Raw genomic sequence first — 17,484 nt, 5'->3', positions numbered from 1 at the left:
GCGCTAACAAAATAAACAAAGAATATCCAAGTTTTACCCTGTAGATTGTACACCCTCAACAGTAATAAAATAAATGAATCACCATACACAAGTATGGTGATTTCGTAATCCTCACTTTGTGAATATGGCACAATAGACCATTTAAAGGACGGGGATTGGCTACTTTTAATAAATGAGATTTAAGCCGGGGGGAATCCACCGGCTTTCTTGTTATCAGAACTTAATGCAATAGAGATTTTTAGGAGGAATACATCATGAAGCTGCTGATCATAGATGACGAAGACAGAACCAGGGACATGCTGTGTAATCATGTGGAATGGAGAAAATTAGGTATTCATGAGGTAGAGACTGCACGTAATGGATTGGCTGCTCTAGACTTATGCCGTAGTTTTCTCCCTGATATTGTTCTCTGTGATATCCGGATGCCGAAGATGGATGGCATACAATTTGCTAAATTACTCAGGGAAGAAGATTTATCATGCAAACTGTTGTTCATGAGCGGATTCTCAGATAAAGAGTACTTAATGTCAGCAATTCGCCTGAATGCCCTTGACTATATTGAGAAGCCAATTAATCTGGATAAAGTTCGAGAGGCAGTCGGGGAAGCCGTTAAATCAAGACAACATGATGAGAAAAAAAGGCTTGAGGAACGCCAAATGCAAAACGCCTATGATGAAGGACTCCCTTATCTGAGACAGGAGATGGTTCGTAAGTTAATCGCGGTTCCGAGCTCACTCAATGTACAGAGAGCTCTTGAGAGCAGAGAGACTTTTCTTTTGCCTTCGGAAGGAGTGTACACCGCGATTGTCTCATCCATATACTGGAGGCGGCTTCAGTGTATGGAAGACTCAAGACAGTTACAGGAAGATTTACTACGTAGGCTGAGCATGAATAGCACACTTACTTCACTTCGTTGCATTTGTGGATTCGACTCTAGACAATTTTTGATTTTCATACTACCAGAAGCTTACGGAAGCACCTATAGGGAACAACGTAGCGTGCTGGAAAAACTTTATGCAGAAGTAACCGACATAATAGGCAACAATATACGTTTTTGCATGGGAGTTGGGGAGTCAGTAAAAGAACGAGTAAAGATTCCAGATTCCTACAGAACAGCGATGGATGCGTGTAGCCTTCATTACTATAGCGATGGCAGTCGATTAATTTTTGCCAGTGAACTTGGAGATAACCAAGAATTGGCTACGGATTGGGATTTGGTTCGCCGTTTACGTAACTTTCTGCAACAGGAAGATATTGAAGCTGCCCGCAAATTAATTATGAATTGGACTAAGAAAGCAAGGTTAGCCTGTGATTTGGATATTATTCGGCTCAAGGACTCCTATTTTCAATTTTTACTGGTCATTCTTGATGTTGCTGTACAGTTAGGGTTCACGGATACGGATGAGGATACAGAACGTCGATACATCTGGAAGGAAATTGACCAGGTTCCCGATCTCTCAAGTATGGAGGAGTACATTCTTTCCTTCCTGGATCTGTTCCAGTTATCGTCTGAACAGGACGGTAGTTCCGCCAAGATGCGGGAAATACTGCAATATATACACAAACGTTTTCATGAAAAAGGTTTTTCAATTCCGGATATTGCCCATCATGTAGGTTTAAATGAGACGTATCTCAGTTCCTTATTCAAAAAACAGAGGGGAAGTACAATTAAAGAGTATATCTCTTCCCTGAGAGTGGAGAAAGCCAAAGAACTTCTACTGGCGAAAGGGCTAAAACTGTATGAAGTAGCTGACATGACTGGTTTTTCTGATGCCAATTACTTTACAACCTTCTTCAAGAAATATGCAGGTTGCACGCCCTCGGAGTACAGGGAGAGGATGGCCAAATGAAACGGATTAACTGGAGGACGTTCGCTGACTTTAGTATCCGTTACAAGCTGTTTGCTTCCTATTTAATGGTTATCATCCTGCCTTTGATTCTGCTGCTCTTGCTTCATCTGTATCTGAGCACCAATGAAACAGAGAAGCAGGCAAAGTACTCAGCTCAAAAAATGCTGGAGGAGACCAAGTCGCATCTGCAATATCGTGCTGAAATGGTCAAAGAAGTATTGAATTCAATTGCATTCAGTGACACGGTTCAGAATCTTGTCTCTGAAGATCCCAAACGGTATGAGGATGTTAACCTCTGGGGATTGGATGCAAACAGACTAAGCCGTATTGTGGGACAGTTTAGTTACAATTCGGATATTGAATCCGTGCAGGTCTATATGGAACAGGGGCTCGCATCAGTGACTGAGAGTACGGATTTTTTGAGTATGAAGAATTTGAAGCACAGTCTCTGGTTCAGAAACTTCTTAGACAGCCATTCTGTCCTGACTTGGCTGCCTTCTTCGGTCATGGAAGAAAAAAAAGACAATAATGCCATATCAGTACTGCGCGTTATTCCAAGTCCTCATAATATCACGAAAATGGACGGTATTGTACGGGCTCAGATCTCACAGAGCACAATGATAGCTATATTGGAACATGCTATGGCGACTCCGTCCACTTCCGTTGCTTTATTTAACGAACAGGGTGAAATTCTCAGTACCTCTAAGACTTTTGAATATACAAATACAGATTTTGAAGAGATATTGTCAAAGGCTTTGACAGGAAGACGTATGAATATTTGGGAAGATAATCTGGAGTTTAATGGACAGCGGATTCTGTTAGGTCTTCAGGAGATACCTCAAACGGATATGCGTGTAGCGATGATTGTACCTTATACGGATATTTTGAAAACAAGCAATGCTATGCGTGATCGGTTAATCTTTATATTTTTGCTGATCATTCCTCTAACATTGGTTCTATCATTCGTCGTTGCGGGTTCTGCAACTAAACGTTTACGCAAACTTACGAGACATGTGCGTAAGGTCAAGAATGGCGATTTTGGCATGAATCCACTTCCGGTCAATCAGGATGAAATTGGTGAGCTAATTAGTAATTTTAATGTGATGGTGGATAATGTATCACGATTACTTGAGGAGACCTATACGCTTGGGCGTGAAGTGAAAAATAAGGAGCTAAAAGCGCTACAGGCACAAATTAATCCTCATTTTCTATACAATACCCTGGAACTGATCAATGCTATGGCGATCAGCTCCGGAAATGAGGAAATTTCCAAAGTAGTGGATCGATTAGCCTTGTTCTATAGGTTGAGCTTATCTAATGGTAGAGAAAGTGTCACTTTGGAGAGTGAACTCAAGCATGTGGAATCCTATGTATCGATTCAGAATATGCGATTTAATAATGCGATTACATTGACCATTAACGTTTCACCAGAGCTGTCACATTGTGAAGTACCCAAAATTATGCTTCAGCCTCTGATTGAGAATGCAATTTTGCATGGAATTTTGGAAACCGATTCTGAAAAAGGTGAAATACTTGTTTCCGCAAGAACAGAGGAAGGAAATTTGCTTGTGGAAGTTAATGATAATGGTGTCGGTATAGACGAAGAGGTGTTAGAAAATATTCTAAACAGCTCTGTTAGCAAAGGTACGGGGGGATTTGGCATATGGAACATTCAGGAGCGTATTAAGCTAAATTATGGATCTCAGTACGGATTGTTATACAAAAGCCAATTGGGCGAGGGAACCTCTGTACAAATATGTATACCAAAAAAGTAAGCGTTAACAAAGAATATTAAAGAAGATCAGAGCTTTCCCTCGTAGGATGAGAATCACCGTTCCATTACAATGTGAAAGGAGAGAGGCATTCAGAAGGAGGTTGCATATGAACGTCAAGTTAGAGCGATCTGTAGTGACGAAACCCAAAAAAATAAAAGGGCTGTCACCACTACAGGAGATAAAGAAAAACTGGGTTTTGTATTTAATGTTTGTACCGATTGCTGTTTTTTTTATCATCTTTTCCTATATACCGATGACCGGTATTGTAATGGCTTTTAAAGAATTCAACTACAGGGATGGAATTTTCATGAGTCCCTGGAATGGGCTCGAGAACTTCGAGTACTTCTTTCAGTCAGGTAAGGCATGGATCGTCACAAGAAACACGATCTTGTACAACGTAGTGTTCTTAGGATTATATACGCTATTCTCGATATTGGTTGCGGTACTGCTATCAGAGACGTATAACAAATTTTTCAAAAAAACTGCTCAGACATTAATGTTTCTGCCTTACTTTATATCCTGGGTTACCGTGTCAGCGTTCGTTTATAACTTTTTCAACTATGAGTTTGGTATAGCCAACGTATTCCTGAGAAATCTCGGTCTGGAAGCTATGGATATCTATTCAACTGAAAGCTACTGGTACCTATTGCTTCCTTTACTTTATGTGTGGAAGTGGGTTGGGTTTGGAAGTGTTTTATACTTGGCAGCGATTGTCGGGATTGATCAGGAGATCTATGAAGCAGCAACAATTGATGGGGCAAGTCGTTTCCAAAAAATTATGAAAATAACGCTCCCTTTGTTGAAACCTACAGCGGTGGTACTGATATTACTTGGACTTGGACGAGTCATGCGCGGTGAATTCGATATGTTCTACCAGCTAATCGGCAACAACGGGGCACTTATGAATGCTACAGATATTATTGATACATTAGTTTTCCGTTCTCTTATGGGCACACAAGACTTTGGTATGGCTTCATCAGTGGGTCTTTATCAGTCCGTACTCACTTTAATCATTATCCTGATTGCTAATTATCTCGTACGTCGTTATGACAAAGAGAACGCACTGTTCTAACTAAAACTTAGAAAGGAGGAAATATTGTGAATAAAAATAAACTAAATTCAGCTCCGATTTTTCAAGCCTTTTCTTACACTGTTGTAGCAATTGTCGCTATTTTGTGTTTGCTTCCATTTATCGTTCTTATCTCAGGTTCCATTTCAGATGAAGGACAGGTTTTAGCAAAGGGCTATTCCTTTATTCCTCGAGGCTTTTCATTGGATGCATACGCCTTTATTTTTCGCAATCCTGCTGAACTTCTCTCTGCTTATCGGGTGTCGATAATTGTCGCAGTGGTTGGAACCGTTCTGTCACTGCTAATCTCCACGATGGCAGCCTATGTGATGTACCGCAAAGAGGTGAAGTATCGGAACAAACTGGCGTTTTTCCTGTTCTTCACCACATTATTCAGTGGTGGCTTAGCTCCCTTTTTCATCTGGGTTACTAGTTACTTGCATCTGAAGAACACGCTTGCAGTTTTGATACTGCTTCCTATGTTCAACGTGATGTACGTTTTGATCCTCCGAAGCTTCATTAAAGGTTCGGTGCCTGAGCCGCTGGTGGAATCGGCAAAAATTGATGGAGCAGGAGACTTTCGAATTTTTTGGCAAATGGTTCTGCCCCTCTGCAAACCAGCACTTGCTTCAATTGGCCTGTTCACTATTTTAGCCTACTGGAACGACTGGTGGACACCTATGATGTTCACTGACAAACAGGAGTATGTACCCCTACAGTACATGCTTTATAAAATGTTGTCTTCAATGAATATGTCAGCTGCCCTAGCTCAGCATGTATCCTCTCTTGAAATGCCGAAGGAAACATTCAAGCTTGCTATGACCGTTATAGCTACAGGTCCGGTTGTGATCCTGTTTCCATTTCTTCAACAGTATTTTGTTAAAGGGATCACCATTGGTGCTGTTAAAGGCTAAATGTTATCAGAATCCTAGACTTGATATGAATCCTATTTAATTCATTGGGATTTATATAAAAAAATTAAATAAGGGGGAAGAAAAATGAAGAATTCTAAGAGAAATATAAAGGTCATTCTTGCTATGATGCTATCGTTTACATTGCTATTGTCTGCCTGTTCAAAAGGTAATGAAGGCAATACAAGCACTACTGGCAATGAAGATTCAACAGGGCAAAGTGAAGTTGTTCTAAAAGGCTATCTACTTGGTGAGGCGCCTAAAGGTATGCCTGAGGTACTTGAGACATTGAATAAGAAACTTAAAAATGACATCAATGCTACGATTGAGTTGAATTATATCAATTGGGGAGATGTGCAATCTAAGTACCCATTGTTGTTGGCTACGGGCGAAGATTTGGACTTTATCTTCTCAGCAGACTGGAATTATTATGTTGAACAAGCGAATAAAGGAGCCTTTTATGAGCTGAAACCAGAGGATATAGCCAAAAATATGCCGAAAAAATCGGCAGCAATGGATCCTGCTGCTTGGGATGAAGCCAAGATTAAGGATAAAATCTTTATGATTCCGAAGACAACCCCTGATAGTAATGTCTTCGTATCTGTACTTCGTAAAGATATTATGGCGGAAGCCGGCCTTACCGATGTAAGGAGTCTCTCTGAGATTGGTCCTTATCTGGAAGCTGTGAAGAAAAATCATCCAGATATGGTTGGCCTAAACTTGGACTCACAGGTTGACCTGCCAACACCGTATCAACATCTGATGCGTGAGAAAGTGGGCTTTACGGGCGGCTCACTTGGCGGTGGACCTTTGTCTCAGGGAGCGGCTTTTGATTTCACAGATCCGTCCGGAAAAATTTATAGCATGGTTGAAGAGCCTTACTTAAGTGCCCAGAAATATGCGGCTAATATCATGAAGGACTGGTATGACAAAGGATACGTCAACAAAAATCCTTATGCCAATAAAATTCGCTCCAAAGATAATTTTGTTGAAGGAAAATCTGCGGTAGCGTTTGGCAACAGTATTGATATTGCAGCGACTATTGAAGCTGCTGAAGCAAAAGGAATTGAAACTTACATTATCCCGTCATTGATGCCAAACGGTAAAGTTCCGATGGGCAATCACATTGGGGCTGGGATATCAATTGCGGCAAATTCCAAAAATCCAGAACGTGTAATGCAAGCATTTGACCTTATTATGGAAGATCCATCATATGTTTATTTAACTTATTTCGGGATAGAAGGTAAGAACTATGTGGTCAAGGATGAAAAAGTCGGTTTGCCGGAAGGGGTGACAGCTGAAACAAATACCTATCCTCCTGATTCCGCAGGCTTCTGGTTCGTAAATAAAGCTTTGTTTAAGCCAATGAGCACTTGGCCGAAGACTTATATTGACTTCTGGGAGAAACAGGGCGAATACAATACCTCAGACTTTGCACTTAATGGATTTAACTTCAACACTGAGAACGTGAAAACACAGATTGCAAACTTGGCCAATGCATCCACACAGTATGCCAACCCGATTTACATCGGTGCAGTTAAGGATGTAGACAAAGCATTTGATGAACTGAATAAAAACTTAAGTAGTGCTGGTCTGGAAAAGGTCAAAGAAGAGGCACAGACACAAGTTGATGCTTTTCTCGCGAAGAAGAAGTAGAAATATCTTCTTTCCAACGAAATGAATTTTTTTACTGATGATAATTCAGTCTACGAGAGCGCAGTATGTGTACTGCGCTCTTTCTAACAAATAATTTAAGCTTCCTTCTATAAAACTATGCTATCTCCTTCAGAAAAAGGGCGAGGATCTTACGATTGTATTTTATTGAAAGTGAGTTGAACACTATGATTGGCACTTGGCATTTCTTATATGAGACCGTTCATACGACCATAAAAATGCAGTTCATTATTGGAAAAGAGGAGAATTTCACCTTATCTGTTATTCTTGAGCCCTTTCCATTTCCAGTTGATATTAATAATGTGAAAATCGATGGTAACCTATTGCAGGCAAGGGGTACGTCTCAATTTGTACCAGGAGAGGGTTTTGAATTTGATTTAACTTTTGAGGGCAAGGAGTTCCAAGGAAGAATCAAGATTCCCTATCAGGAAGAGTTCTTTGTTATAGGGGCAGAAGGAACTGGACCATCCCTTGAAGATTTGCTCATTTCTAAACTCTCTAATTACAGGAAACAAAATGTAAAACAACGGAGTGATAATGAGATCCGTCATGAGGTTGACACGTTACTAAAGAAGATGTCCGTTACTGATAAGATTGGTCAAATGAGCCAGTGCATGTCTACCAATCTTTCTCTGGGATCTGATATTGATTCTGAGTCGCCAGAAAAGCTTGTTTCCGAAGGAAGAGCAGGCTCAGTATTGTCGGCTGTTAACAGCAATCGTGTGTTCGAATTGCAGAAAATTGCGGTAGAACAATCTCCGCATGGTATCCCACTGTTATTTAACTTTGATGTAATTCACGGATTTCAGACTATATTTCCGGTACCACTCGCCTGGTCATGTAGTTGGGACATGACAGCGATCCGAGAAGCCAGTGTGATTGCCGCAAAGGAAGCAAGTGCTACAGGAATAACCTATAACCACGGGCCGATGGTCGATATTACAAGAGACCCACGCTGGGGACGTGTTGTTGAGGGGGCAGGAGAAGATCCTTATTTGGGAAGTTTAATCGCAAAAGCTCAAGTGGAAGGTCTTCAAGGGAATAGCCTGTTCGATTCAGAGACAATTATAGCTTGCTTGAAGCATTTTGTTGCATACGGTGCTGCTGAAGCCGGTCGGGACTACAACACAGTAGATATATCTGAAGGAACGCTACGGAATGTATATCTGCCACCATTTCAAGCAGGCATTAATGCTGGTGCAGGGTCGGTTATGAATTCCTTTAACACCTATCAGGGAGTTCCGGTTGCGGGTAACCAATATATTCTTGATGAACTCCTTCGAAAAGAGTTGGGATTTAACGGAATATTGATCTCCGATTACGGCTCCATTGATGAAATTGTCGCTCATGGAAATGCGAAAGACAGTAAAGAAGCAGCAAAAAAAGCACTGGATGCTACGATGGATATCGAAATGGTAACTCGTTCATATGATCATCTAAACGAATTAATTGAGCAAAGAATCGTAAACATTGAACAAATAAATGAAGCAGTACGTCGAATTCTTACCTTTAAATATAAGATCGGTATTATGGACGATCCATACCGTTATATTCGTCCCGAGAAAGAAAAAGAATATCATTTTCATCCGGCACATCTGGAAGCAAGCCGGAAGTTGGCTCAGAAGTCCATTGTTCTATTAAAGAATAACGGTGTTCTTCCCATTGAAGACAAAGCAAAAAAAATTGCGGTGATCGGTCCATTCGGTGATAGCAAGGATATGCTTGGCCCCTGGCAGTGGTCCCGGTATTCGAAGGAGACCGTTACATTAAGAGAAGCTCTGGAAGAGAAGGGAGTTCCGAACACCCACATTCTGATGGAAGCAGGTTGTAAGGTTGAAGAATCATTGGACGGGGGAGTAGAGCGAGCTGTTACAGCGGCAAAACAAGCGGATATTGTTATTCTGGCACTCGGAGAGAGCAGCGAAATGTCTGGCGAAGCTGCGTCCCGTATGGACATTACACTGCCGAAGGTCCAGCAGGAGCTTGCGGAGACTATCGTTCGTGTGGGCAAGCCAACTGTATTGGTCCTGACGAATGGACGGCCTCTGGTCCTCGATTGGTTTGAGTCACATGTTGATGCCATATTAGAAACATGGTTCTTGGGGTCGCAAGCTGGACATGCCATCACAGATGTGCTCTTCGGTGAATATAATCCATCCGGAAAACTGACAATGAGTTTCCCCGTACATATCGGACAACTACCGGTATACTACAATCACTTTAAAACAGGGAGACCCGTAACGGAAAGTAATAAAGAGGAAAAGTTCTTTTCCAGATATATCGATGGCTCCAATAATCCGCTATACCCGTTCGGTTACGGCCTAAGCTATACGACTTTTGAGATCTCGGATATTCGATTATCTCAAACTCTGATGACGGATTCGGGAAAGATATTTGCCAGTGTAACGGTTACCAATACTGGAGGGCTAGCGGGAGAAGAAACCGTCCAAATGTACATTCAGGATATTTATGGAAGTGTTGTCCGCCCTGTAAAGGAGCTTAAAGGATTTAAAAAAGTAAAGTTAGAACCAGGTGAATCGAAAGACATCAGCTTCAGTATCACAATTGAAGATCTGGCGTACTGGAATTTGGATTTGAAGCATGGAGCTGAACCTGGCGAATTCAAGGTATATATCGGATCGAGTTCATTTGATGTGAAGGAAGCATTGTTTGAGTTTTTACAGCCTATCTGAATAAACGCTTTTAATGATCCGTATTTCATTACTCCTAAAGTCGGCACATGAAGAACGCAAAGTAGTTTTAAGAGTAGAGCCGCTTCACGGTCAACGTAAACTTAAACTAGACTGGATTTCTTTTTGAAATCAATAATACTTGGAGGTAAGACATGATCTATAAAGATGCCAGCAAGTCTATTCATGAGAGAACTGAGGATCTGATTAAACGAATGACTTTAAAGGAGAAAGTAGCTCAGTTATATTGTGCAAATTCTTATGGAGGAGAATCTGTTTATGATAGCAGAATGCATAAATTGAAGGATGGGATTGGTACCGTAAGTTATCTGAATGATTCTTTTACAGGTGACCTGAAGAAAGATAGAGAGACTATAAATGGGATACAAAAATATCTTGTCGAGGAAACCAGATTAGGCATTCCTGGATTGTTCCATAGTGAAGGCATAGCTGGTGCGCAGATCCCTAGCGCAACTACATTCCCCCAGTCACTTAACCTTGCTTCGACTTGGGAACCGACTTTAGCACAAAAAATGGGCGAAGTCGTCAAAAAACAACTCATCTCTTTTGGGTTTAGAGCAGTGCATTCCCCACTATTTGACTTGGCCAGAGATCCGAGATTTGGACGAGTTGGTGAAACCTATGGTGAAGATCCCTATTTAGTTGCTCAAATGGGTGTAGCTTTTGTCAAAGGAATACAGGGTGATCATGAAATTATGGCTACAGCGAAGCATTTTGTTGGTTATGGAAATGCAGAAGGTGGAAGAGGAGGCGGCGAACAGCAAATATCTGAGCGAAGATTGCTAGATAGTTATTGTTTCCCCTTTGAAGCTGCCATTCATGAAGCAAAAATAAAAGCGGTAATGAACAGTTACGGCATGCTTAATGACCAGGCTGTGTCTACTTCCAAATGGCTACTCACTGATGTTCTAAGAAACAAGCTGGGTTTTCAGGGATTGGTCGTAGCAGACTACGGTAGCATTACTCATGCTTTTTTACGGTATAGAGTGGCTGAAGATGCGAAGGGGGCAGGTATACTAGCATTCAAAGCTGGAATGGATGTGGAGCAACCTGGAAATCAATGTTATCAGCACTTGGTAGAAGCAGTTGAGTCAGGTGAACTTGAAGAAGCGCATATTGATGTTTCATTAAGAAGAATTCTTGAAACGAAATTCACATTGGGACTATTCGAAAATCCTTATGAAGCCGGCGACTTCTTTTATGAAATTAAAAAGGTTGAGAATGAAGAATTATCCTTGGAAATTGCAGAAAAATCTATGGTATTAGTAAAAAATGAGGATGGTATCCTGCCACTCAACAAGAAGCTGAAAATTGCTCTGATTGGTCCAAACTCGGATACCAAAACAAACTTCTTTGGAGGCTATTCATCCGTTGGATCGGCTAGCACAAAAAGCAGTGATTTTGATAAATCTGAAGAAGATAGCTTTCTGAGAATGCTATACACCGGAACCATTACGGATAATAAAGAATCATTAAAATCGATGGGTATCGAGTTTGATGAAAAACCTACTCCTGAACAGAAATCCATTATTTTAAATATGATCAGACAGAATTTGAATTCTGATGATTCCTCGAACAGAGTCTATAGAACGAATGAAGAGTTTGTTCAAATGTTTTATCCAGATTGTAAATCTGTGAAGGATGTTCTGGAAGAAGAGTTCGGGAAAGATCGTGTGTTACACGCCAAAGGTTGCGATATATTCAAAGCAATAGATGGGGGAATAGAAACAGTAAAGGCTGCTGTCCAACAGGCGGATATTGTCATCGCAGTGTTAGGCGGTAAAGAAAGCATGATCGATCCTGAAGCTACCTGTGGTGAAAACAAAGATAACATCAATATAGGTCTTGAGAAGCCCCAATTAGACTTGATGGAAGAAGTATTTAAGCTGAATAAACCTGTTATTTCTATTGTGGTTGATGGGCGACCGCTATCTACACCTTATGTGAGCCAACAGAGTAAAGCGGTCCTTTATTCATGGCTTCCGGCTCAGTTTGGGGCAAAAGCTATTGTGAATATCCTTACAGGCAAGATCAATCCTAGTGGAAAATTGCCGGTAACCATAGTAAAAGAATCTGGCCAGATTCCTATGTATAGCAGTAGACTACCACTCTATGTTGACATTAATGAATATGCTGAATATATCAAAACTAACCAAAACACCCCGCTCTACCCATTCGGACATGGATTAAGCTATACCCAATTTGAATACAGCGAATTGGTACAGAATGCCGCGGTTCAGGCAGACGGTGACCTCAGCATCGCATTTAAGTTAAAAAACACCGGACAAGTTGCAGGTGAAGAAGTAGTCCAAGTTTATATTAGGGATCAAGTGAGCAGTGTTGCAAGACCTGTGAAGCAGTTGGTTGGATTTGCACGGGTTACCCTGGATGTTAATGAAACAAAAATAGTTCAATTTAAGGTAAGTATGAAACAGCTGGCATTTCATGATTTAAATATGGATCAGATTGTTGAGCCAGGTAAGATGGAAATGTATATAGGTTCGTCCTCCCAAGATATCCGTTTAAAAGGTGTATTTGCAATTATAGGCGAGAAACTTATTGTTGAACGTAAAGTGTTCTCATCACAGGTAACAATTACAGATCTATAGGGGGGAGAAAATGATTAGAGAAAATATTGACCGGGCTTGGGAGTTTAGCCATGGTATCCCATCAATAGTACCTGGCTCCACCCAGCCAGGAAGATTATTGAATTTACCGCATGATTTCATGATTGAAATAGATACAAAGCCAGAGGCGCCGGGAGGTTCATTAACGGGTTATTACGATGGGGGAATTGGAACTTACACAAAGATTCTTGATATTCCCGAAGAATATGCTGATAAAAGGGTTATGGTTGAATTTGACGGTGTTTACATGAACGCGACGGTGAAATTAAACGGGCATGTGGTTACGAAACATCATTATGGCTATTCTCCGTTTCACGCCGATCTTACGCCTTATTTGAAGCCGGGCATGCCTAATAATCTTATAATTACTGTCAATAACGGCGCACAACCAAATGCACGCTGGTATTCAGGCTCAGGGCTTTACCGTCATGTCGACTTGCTTGTAGCTCAGAAGGTGCATATCGTTCCATGGGGCATTTTTGCCCATACCTCACATATTGTAAACGGAACTGCATTTGTTTTTGTTGAAACGACAGTTGAAAATTTTAATTCGGCTCCCGCCGATGTTTGGTTGAATGTCAATATGATGAGAGAAGTCTCCGGAATCAAAGCGGGAACCGGGCGTGTGAAAGTACATGTGCCTGCTGGAGAGAAGGTTGTCGGTAGGGTACGGGTTGCAGTTGAACATGCAGATCTTTGGGATATCGATTCTCCTAATTTGTATAGAATCACAGTAGAGTTGACCGACAATAAGTCAGTTCTGGATCATGATAGCACTCAATTCGGGATAAGAACGATATCTGTTGACCCGCTTAACGGATTTATGTTAAATGGACGTTCACTTAAGCTTAAAGGTGGTTGTGTCCATCATGACAATGGCATTTTAGGTGCAGCTTCGTTTAGGGACAGTGAATTCCGCAAAATGAAGCTACACAAAGATAATGGATATAATGCTATTCGTTTTGCCCATAATCCGATGTCAAGAGATTTACTAGACGCTTGTGACCGTTTAGGGCTGCTGGTTATTAATGAAGCGTTCGATGTTTGGACGATGGAGAAAAACGCTCAAGATTATAGTCTGTACTTTGTAGAAAATTGGATGAATGATCTGGAAACATTTATGCTACGAGACCGGAACCATCCGAGTATCATCATGTGGGCAACAGGCAATGAGGTGCTTGAACGCGGAGGGATGTCAGATGGTTACCGTCTGGCAGCGCAATTGGCGGCAAGAGTGCGTGAACTTGATCCTACTAGGTTGGTTACGAATTCCTTATGTTCTTTTTTTAACGGTCTTGATGATGAAGATACTGCTACTTTTTATAAGGAAATGTCTTTACTTCTCGAAGATGGCGAAGGTTTCACCCCAAATTATGATACTGATTTTGGTATGAAAATCTGGCCTGAGTATTCAGAAGCGTTCGCCGCACCTTTAGATGTCGTGGGATATAATTACATGAACTATCATTATGCGAATGCTATCGAGCACTATCCAGACCGGGTGATCTGCGGCACCGAAAGCATGCCACCTCAGTGTGATAAGTACTGGCATGATGTAGAACGGTTTTCCCATGTAATTGGTGATTTCGTATGGACGAGCCATGATTACATTGGCGAAGCAGGACTCGGGAAAGTGAAATATGTCCATCGGGATGAAACCCGTAATACTCATAACAGTATTGGCAATTCTCCTTACCCATGGCGTTTGGCCAATTGTTCAGATTTTGATCTCTGTGGGTTTGCACGTCCTCAGCTATTCTACCGAAAAATTGTTTGGGGTTCCGATGAGACCTTCATAGCTGTTAGAAATCCGGGAAACTTCGGGAAGCTGGAGATTCTGAGCAGATGGGGTTGGCCAGAATGTGAGCATCATTGGAGTTGGACGGGTTCGGAGAAGCTTCCTATACAGGTAGATATTTACTCCAGAGCTGAAGAAGTGGAACTGATTCTTAACGGAAAGAGTCTCGGCAGAAATCCTGCGGGTAAGACGAACAGGTACACAGCCAGTTTTGAACTTATATATGAACCAGGTACTTTGGAAGCGGTGAGTTATATAGATGGCAAGCGCATATCATCTGATATCCTCATCACCGCTGGAAAACCCGAAGGTATTAGGATTGTTACCGACAAGAAAGAGCTTGTTGCAAATGGACAATCTTTAATCTATGCAGTTGTAGAGATCGTTGATGCAGAAGGGACATTGGTACCAACAGCTGAACTAAAAGCAACAGCAAAGTTGTCTGGTGCGGCAACATTGGCAGCTTTTGGGACGGGCAGGCCGCAAACCACAGAGAACTATACGAAAGGCGAATTTACTTCGTATCAAGGGAGATTGCTTGCTATCGTTCGTGCAAGCTATGAAGTTGGTATGTCAACAATGATGGTTGAGATTGACGGACTGAATCACGAATCAATTGAGATCCCTGTACAATAGTTTTAATTAGGAGTGATAAAATGAAAGTAAATAAAATACACCATTTTACTGAAGATGGTAATTCCTGCATCATCAATACGCCACGCACTCCAAGACATTGGTACAACTACTTGTGGAGTGAACAAGGGTATTGCACACAGGTTTCCCAAATCGGGCATGGCCGAAGCTACTACATCAATTCAAAAGCTGATATGTGTATGATCAATAATCAGGATGCAAAGTATTTGTACCTACGTGATGATGATGCCAATGTATTCTGGAATATTGGGGAAGGCCCACTAAACGAAGAAGTTGAGGATTTCTCATGCGAACATAATATCGGATATTCCATCCTCCAGTCCCAAAAGAACGGTGTCCATGCTTCCTGGAAGCTTTTTGTTCCCCATGAAGGCTACAATGAGGTTTGGATGGTTAAAGTGAAAAATAATACGGATGTAATGAAGCGAATCAGCGTATTTTCTACCGTGAGCTTTGAATTGGAAGGCTTTAAATACCCGCGGTATTACGAAATGTACAGAAGTTGTGAAACCTTTTTCAATGAGCAGTTGAATGGAATTTATTGTGAGTCCAAACATCCGTTCGCACCACACAATAGATATAACGGTTATATCGCATGTTCTGAAACTGTCCACGCCTTTGATGGCAATCTTGGAACGTTTCTGGGGGAACTGGGGACGTATACCCGATTGGATTCTATGCCGGCGCCATTGTTCCAGCGGCCTGATGTTGTGGTTAAGGGTAGAGATTGTACGAATTCTCTCACTACGCTTGCTAATCTTGGTGGCGTTTTGCAGAACAAGCTGTTACTGGCACCCGGTGAAGAGAAAGAACTGTATTATGTGCTTGGAGTCAGCGAATCACTCGAAGAGGCTGTTCAAACCGTCGTGGACTATAGCACAGGTGATCGTATAACACGAGCATTACTTGAAACACAGGAATTCCAGATGAGCAAATACGCGAGTCTCCAAATTAACACACCTGATGAGAAGCTGAACGTGATTATGAATGAATGGGTTAAAAAACAGGTGGACTTCTGTATTGTTGGCAAGAAGGGGGTAAGGGACAACCTTCAGATTGCAGTTGGACTGCTTAACTACAGGCAGGAGAGGGCCAAGGAGGAGATCATTGAATGCTTGCGGCATCAGTTTAAGGCTGGGCATGCCGTACTAACATGGTACCCATATGACGCTACCCGTTATTCAGACCAGCCCTTCTGGATTATCTGGTCTGTATGTGAGTTGATTAAGGAGACTGGAGATTATTCTCTTCTGGATATGGAGATTGAATTTCAGGACGAAGGTTCAGCAACGATGCTGGAACATGTAAAGGCTGCAGTCAACCGGTTAATAGAGGACAAAGGAAAACATGGTCTGGTACGCATTTTCTTCGCGGATTGGAATGATGCTTTGAATATTACAACTGATCCCGATGCGGAATCTGTTATGTTGTCTGAGCAATTCTGTTATGCCCTGAAAGAGCTCTCAACATTGATCCGGCGACTGGGAGACGCTGATTATGCAGGATATCTGGATGATCAGTACAATATCCTTCGTAGTGCGATTAACAATGTGGCTTGGGACGGAAGCTGGTATATGCGTGCCCTTAGTAAAGAAGAGAATATTGGCTCCAAAGATAGCACAGGAAGTAAAATCTATATTAACGCTCAATCGTGGGCTGTTCTTGCAGATATTCCGGATGAAGAGAAGTTGCCCAAAGTGCTGGAATCCATGGACAGCATGGAGCATGATTTTGGCTTCCCGATCAATATGCCTCCATATATGGAATATTCCCCACATGTTGGCCGAATGTCCGGCATGCTACCGGGGCTATTCGAGAACGGGGGCGTTTATTGTCATGCAACTGGTTTCAAGATTATGGCCGATTGCAAGGCAGGCAGAGGAGCAGAAGCGATACGTACACTACTGAAAATCATTCCAGACAGTGAAGCGAATCCATCTACAGAATCCGGAGCAGAGCCATATGTCTTCACGAATTGTTATTCGATCCACCCCAAATATTATGGAAAATCCTATCAATCATGGACAACAGGAACCTCGGCTTGGGGACTCATATCGCTTTTGGAGGGGATTATGGGGATCAAGCGGGATTATGATGGTCTCCGAATTGACCCATGTTTCCCTGCTGATTGGGAGCAGGCTCAGGTGTACAGGGAATTCCGCGGCACACGTTATGAGATCACCATCAAGAATCCAATGAAGCTATCCAAAGGAAAACCGGAGATAAAGGTGGACGGCAATCGTATAATCGGAAATCTTCTCCCTCACTTCTCTGACGGAAAGATTCATCATGTAGAAGTTACTCTTAATCCTGTCGTTTAACACCAAGCGTAGGTTGCTCTAAATACCCATCAGGAGCGAAACGAAAGATGGAGCTTGAATTATTTAGAGATCGATTGATGTTGGATCTGTTAGT

General features: G+C 41.8%; 9 protein-coding genes. All 9 read left to right on the top strand.

Annotated elements, in window-relative coordinates:
- Positions 1 to 254 precede the first annotated feature (254 nt).
- Positions 255 to 1,850: a response regulator gene (locus V6W81_RS24235; RefSeq protein WP_338540642.1), complete on the top strand. Its 1,596-nt coding sequence runs from the start codon at positions 255 to 257 to the stop codon at positions 1,848 to 1,850.
- The gene (locus tag V6W81_RS24230; RefSeq protein ID WP_338540640.1) at positions 1,847 to 3,625 is read left to right on the top strand and encodes a sensor histidine kinase; all 1,779 of its coding nucleotides are present in this window, start codon (positions 1,847 to 1,849) and stop codon (positions 3,623 to 3,625) included. Before V6W81_RS24235 ends, V6W81_RS24230 begins: the two co-directional genes overlap by 4 nt.
- A 106-nt stretch (positions 3,626 to 3,731) precedes the next feature.
- The gene (locus V6W81_RS24225; protein ID WP_128103513.1) at positions 3,732 to 4,697 is read left to right on the top strand and encodes an ABC transporter permease; all 966 of its coding nucleotides are present in this window, start codon (positions 3,732 to 3,734) and stop codon (positions 4,695 to 4,697) included.
- 26 nt (positions 4,698 to 4,723) lie between these two features.
- Positions 4,724 to 5,608 (top strand): carbohydrate ABC transporter permease, encoded by an 885-nt coding sequence (locus V6W81_RS24220; protein WP_056690827.1) that lies wholly within the window; start codon positions 4,724 to 4,726, stop codon positions 5,606 to 5,608.
- 84 nt (positions 5,609 to 5,692) lie between these two features.
- Positions 5,693 to 7,261: an ABC transporter substrate-binding protein gene (locus tag V6W81_RS24215; RefSeq protein ID WP_338540639.1), complete on the top strand. Its 1,569-nt coding sequence runs from the start codon at positions 5,693 to 5,695 to the stop codon at positions 7,259 to 7,261.
- A 155-nt stretch (positions 7,262 to 7,416) separates the two neighbouring features.
- Positions 7,417 to 9,972 (top strand): glycoside hydrolase family 3 N-terminal domain-containing protein, encoded by a 2,556-nt coding sequence (locus V6W81_RS24210; protein WP_338540638.1) that lies wholly within the window; start codon positions 7,417 to 7,419, stop codon positions 9,970 to 9,972.
- A 152-nt stretch (positions 9,973 to 10,124) separates the two neighbouring features.
- On the top strand, positions 10,125 to 12,599 hold the full coding sequence (locus V6W81_RS24205; RefSeq protein WP_338540637.1) for a glycoside hydrolase family 3 N-terminal domain-containing protein: 2,475 nt from the start codon (positions 10,125 to 10,127) through the stop codon (positions 12,597 to 12,599).
- 10 nt (positions 12,600 to 12,609) lie between these two features.
- A complete protein-coding gene (locus tag V6W81_RS24200; protein ID WP_338540636.1) occupies positions 12,610 to 15,051 on the top strand; it encodes a glycoside hydrolase family 2 TIM barrel-domain containing protein in 2,442 nt (813 codons plus the stop codon).
- A gap of 20 nt (positions 15,052 to 15,071) precedes the next feature.
- The gene (locus V6W81_RS24195) at positions 15,072 to 17,390 is read left to right on the top strand and encodes a GH36-type glycosyl hydrolase domain-containing protein (RefSeq protein ID WP_338540635.1); all 2,319 of its coding nucleotides are present in this window, start codon (positions 15,072 to 15,074) and stop codon (positions 17,388 to 17,390) included.
- The last annotated feature ends 94 nt before the right edge of the window (positions 17,391 to 17,484 follow it).

The sequence above is a fragment of the Paenibacillus tundrae genome (assembly GCF_036884255.1).
GTDB lineage: Bacteria > Bacillota > Bacilli > Paenibacillales > Paenibacillaceae > Paenibacillus.
The sequence above is the reverse complement of the archived record's forward strand: the minus strand, read 5'-3'. Positions and strand labels throughout refer to the sequence as shown.

Coding starts and splice junctions, on each gene's coding strand:
- V6W81_RS24235 (WP_338540642.1), top strand. CDS start 255: ATGAAGCTGCTGATCATAGATGACGAAGACAGAACCAGGGACATGCTG.
- V6W81_RS24230 (WP_338540640.1), top strand. CDS start 1,847: ATGAAACGGATTAACTGGAGGACGTTCGCTGACTTTAGTATCCGTTAC.
- V6W81_RS24225 (WP_128103513.1), top strand. CDS start 3,732: ATGAACGTCAAGTTAGAGCGATCTGTAGTGACGAAACCCAAAAAAATA.
- V6W81_RS24215 (WP_338540639.1), top strand. CDS start 5,693: ATGAAGAATTCTAAGAGAAATATAAAGGTCATTCTTGCTATGATGCTA.
- V6W81_RS24205 (WP_338540637.1), top strand. CDS start 10,125: ATGATCTATAAAGATGCCAGCAAGTCTATTCATGAGAGAACTGAGGAT.
- V6W81_RS24200 (WP_338540636.1), top strand. CDS start 12,610: ATGATTAGAGAAAATATTGACCGGGCTTGGGAGTTTAGCCATGGTATC.
- V6W81_RS24195 (WP_338540635.1), top strand. CDS start 15,072: ATGAAAGTAAATAAAATACACCATTTTACTGAAGATGGTAATTCCTGC.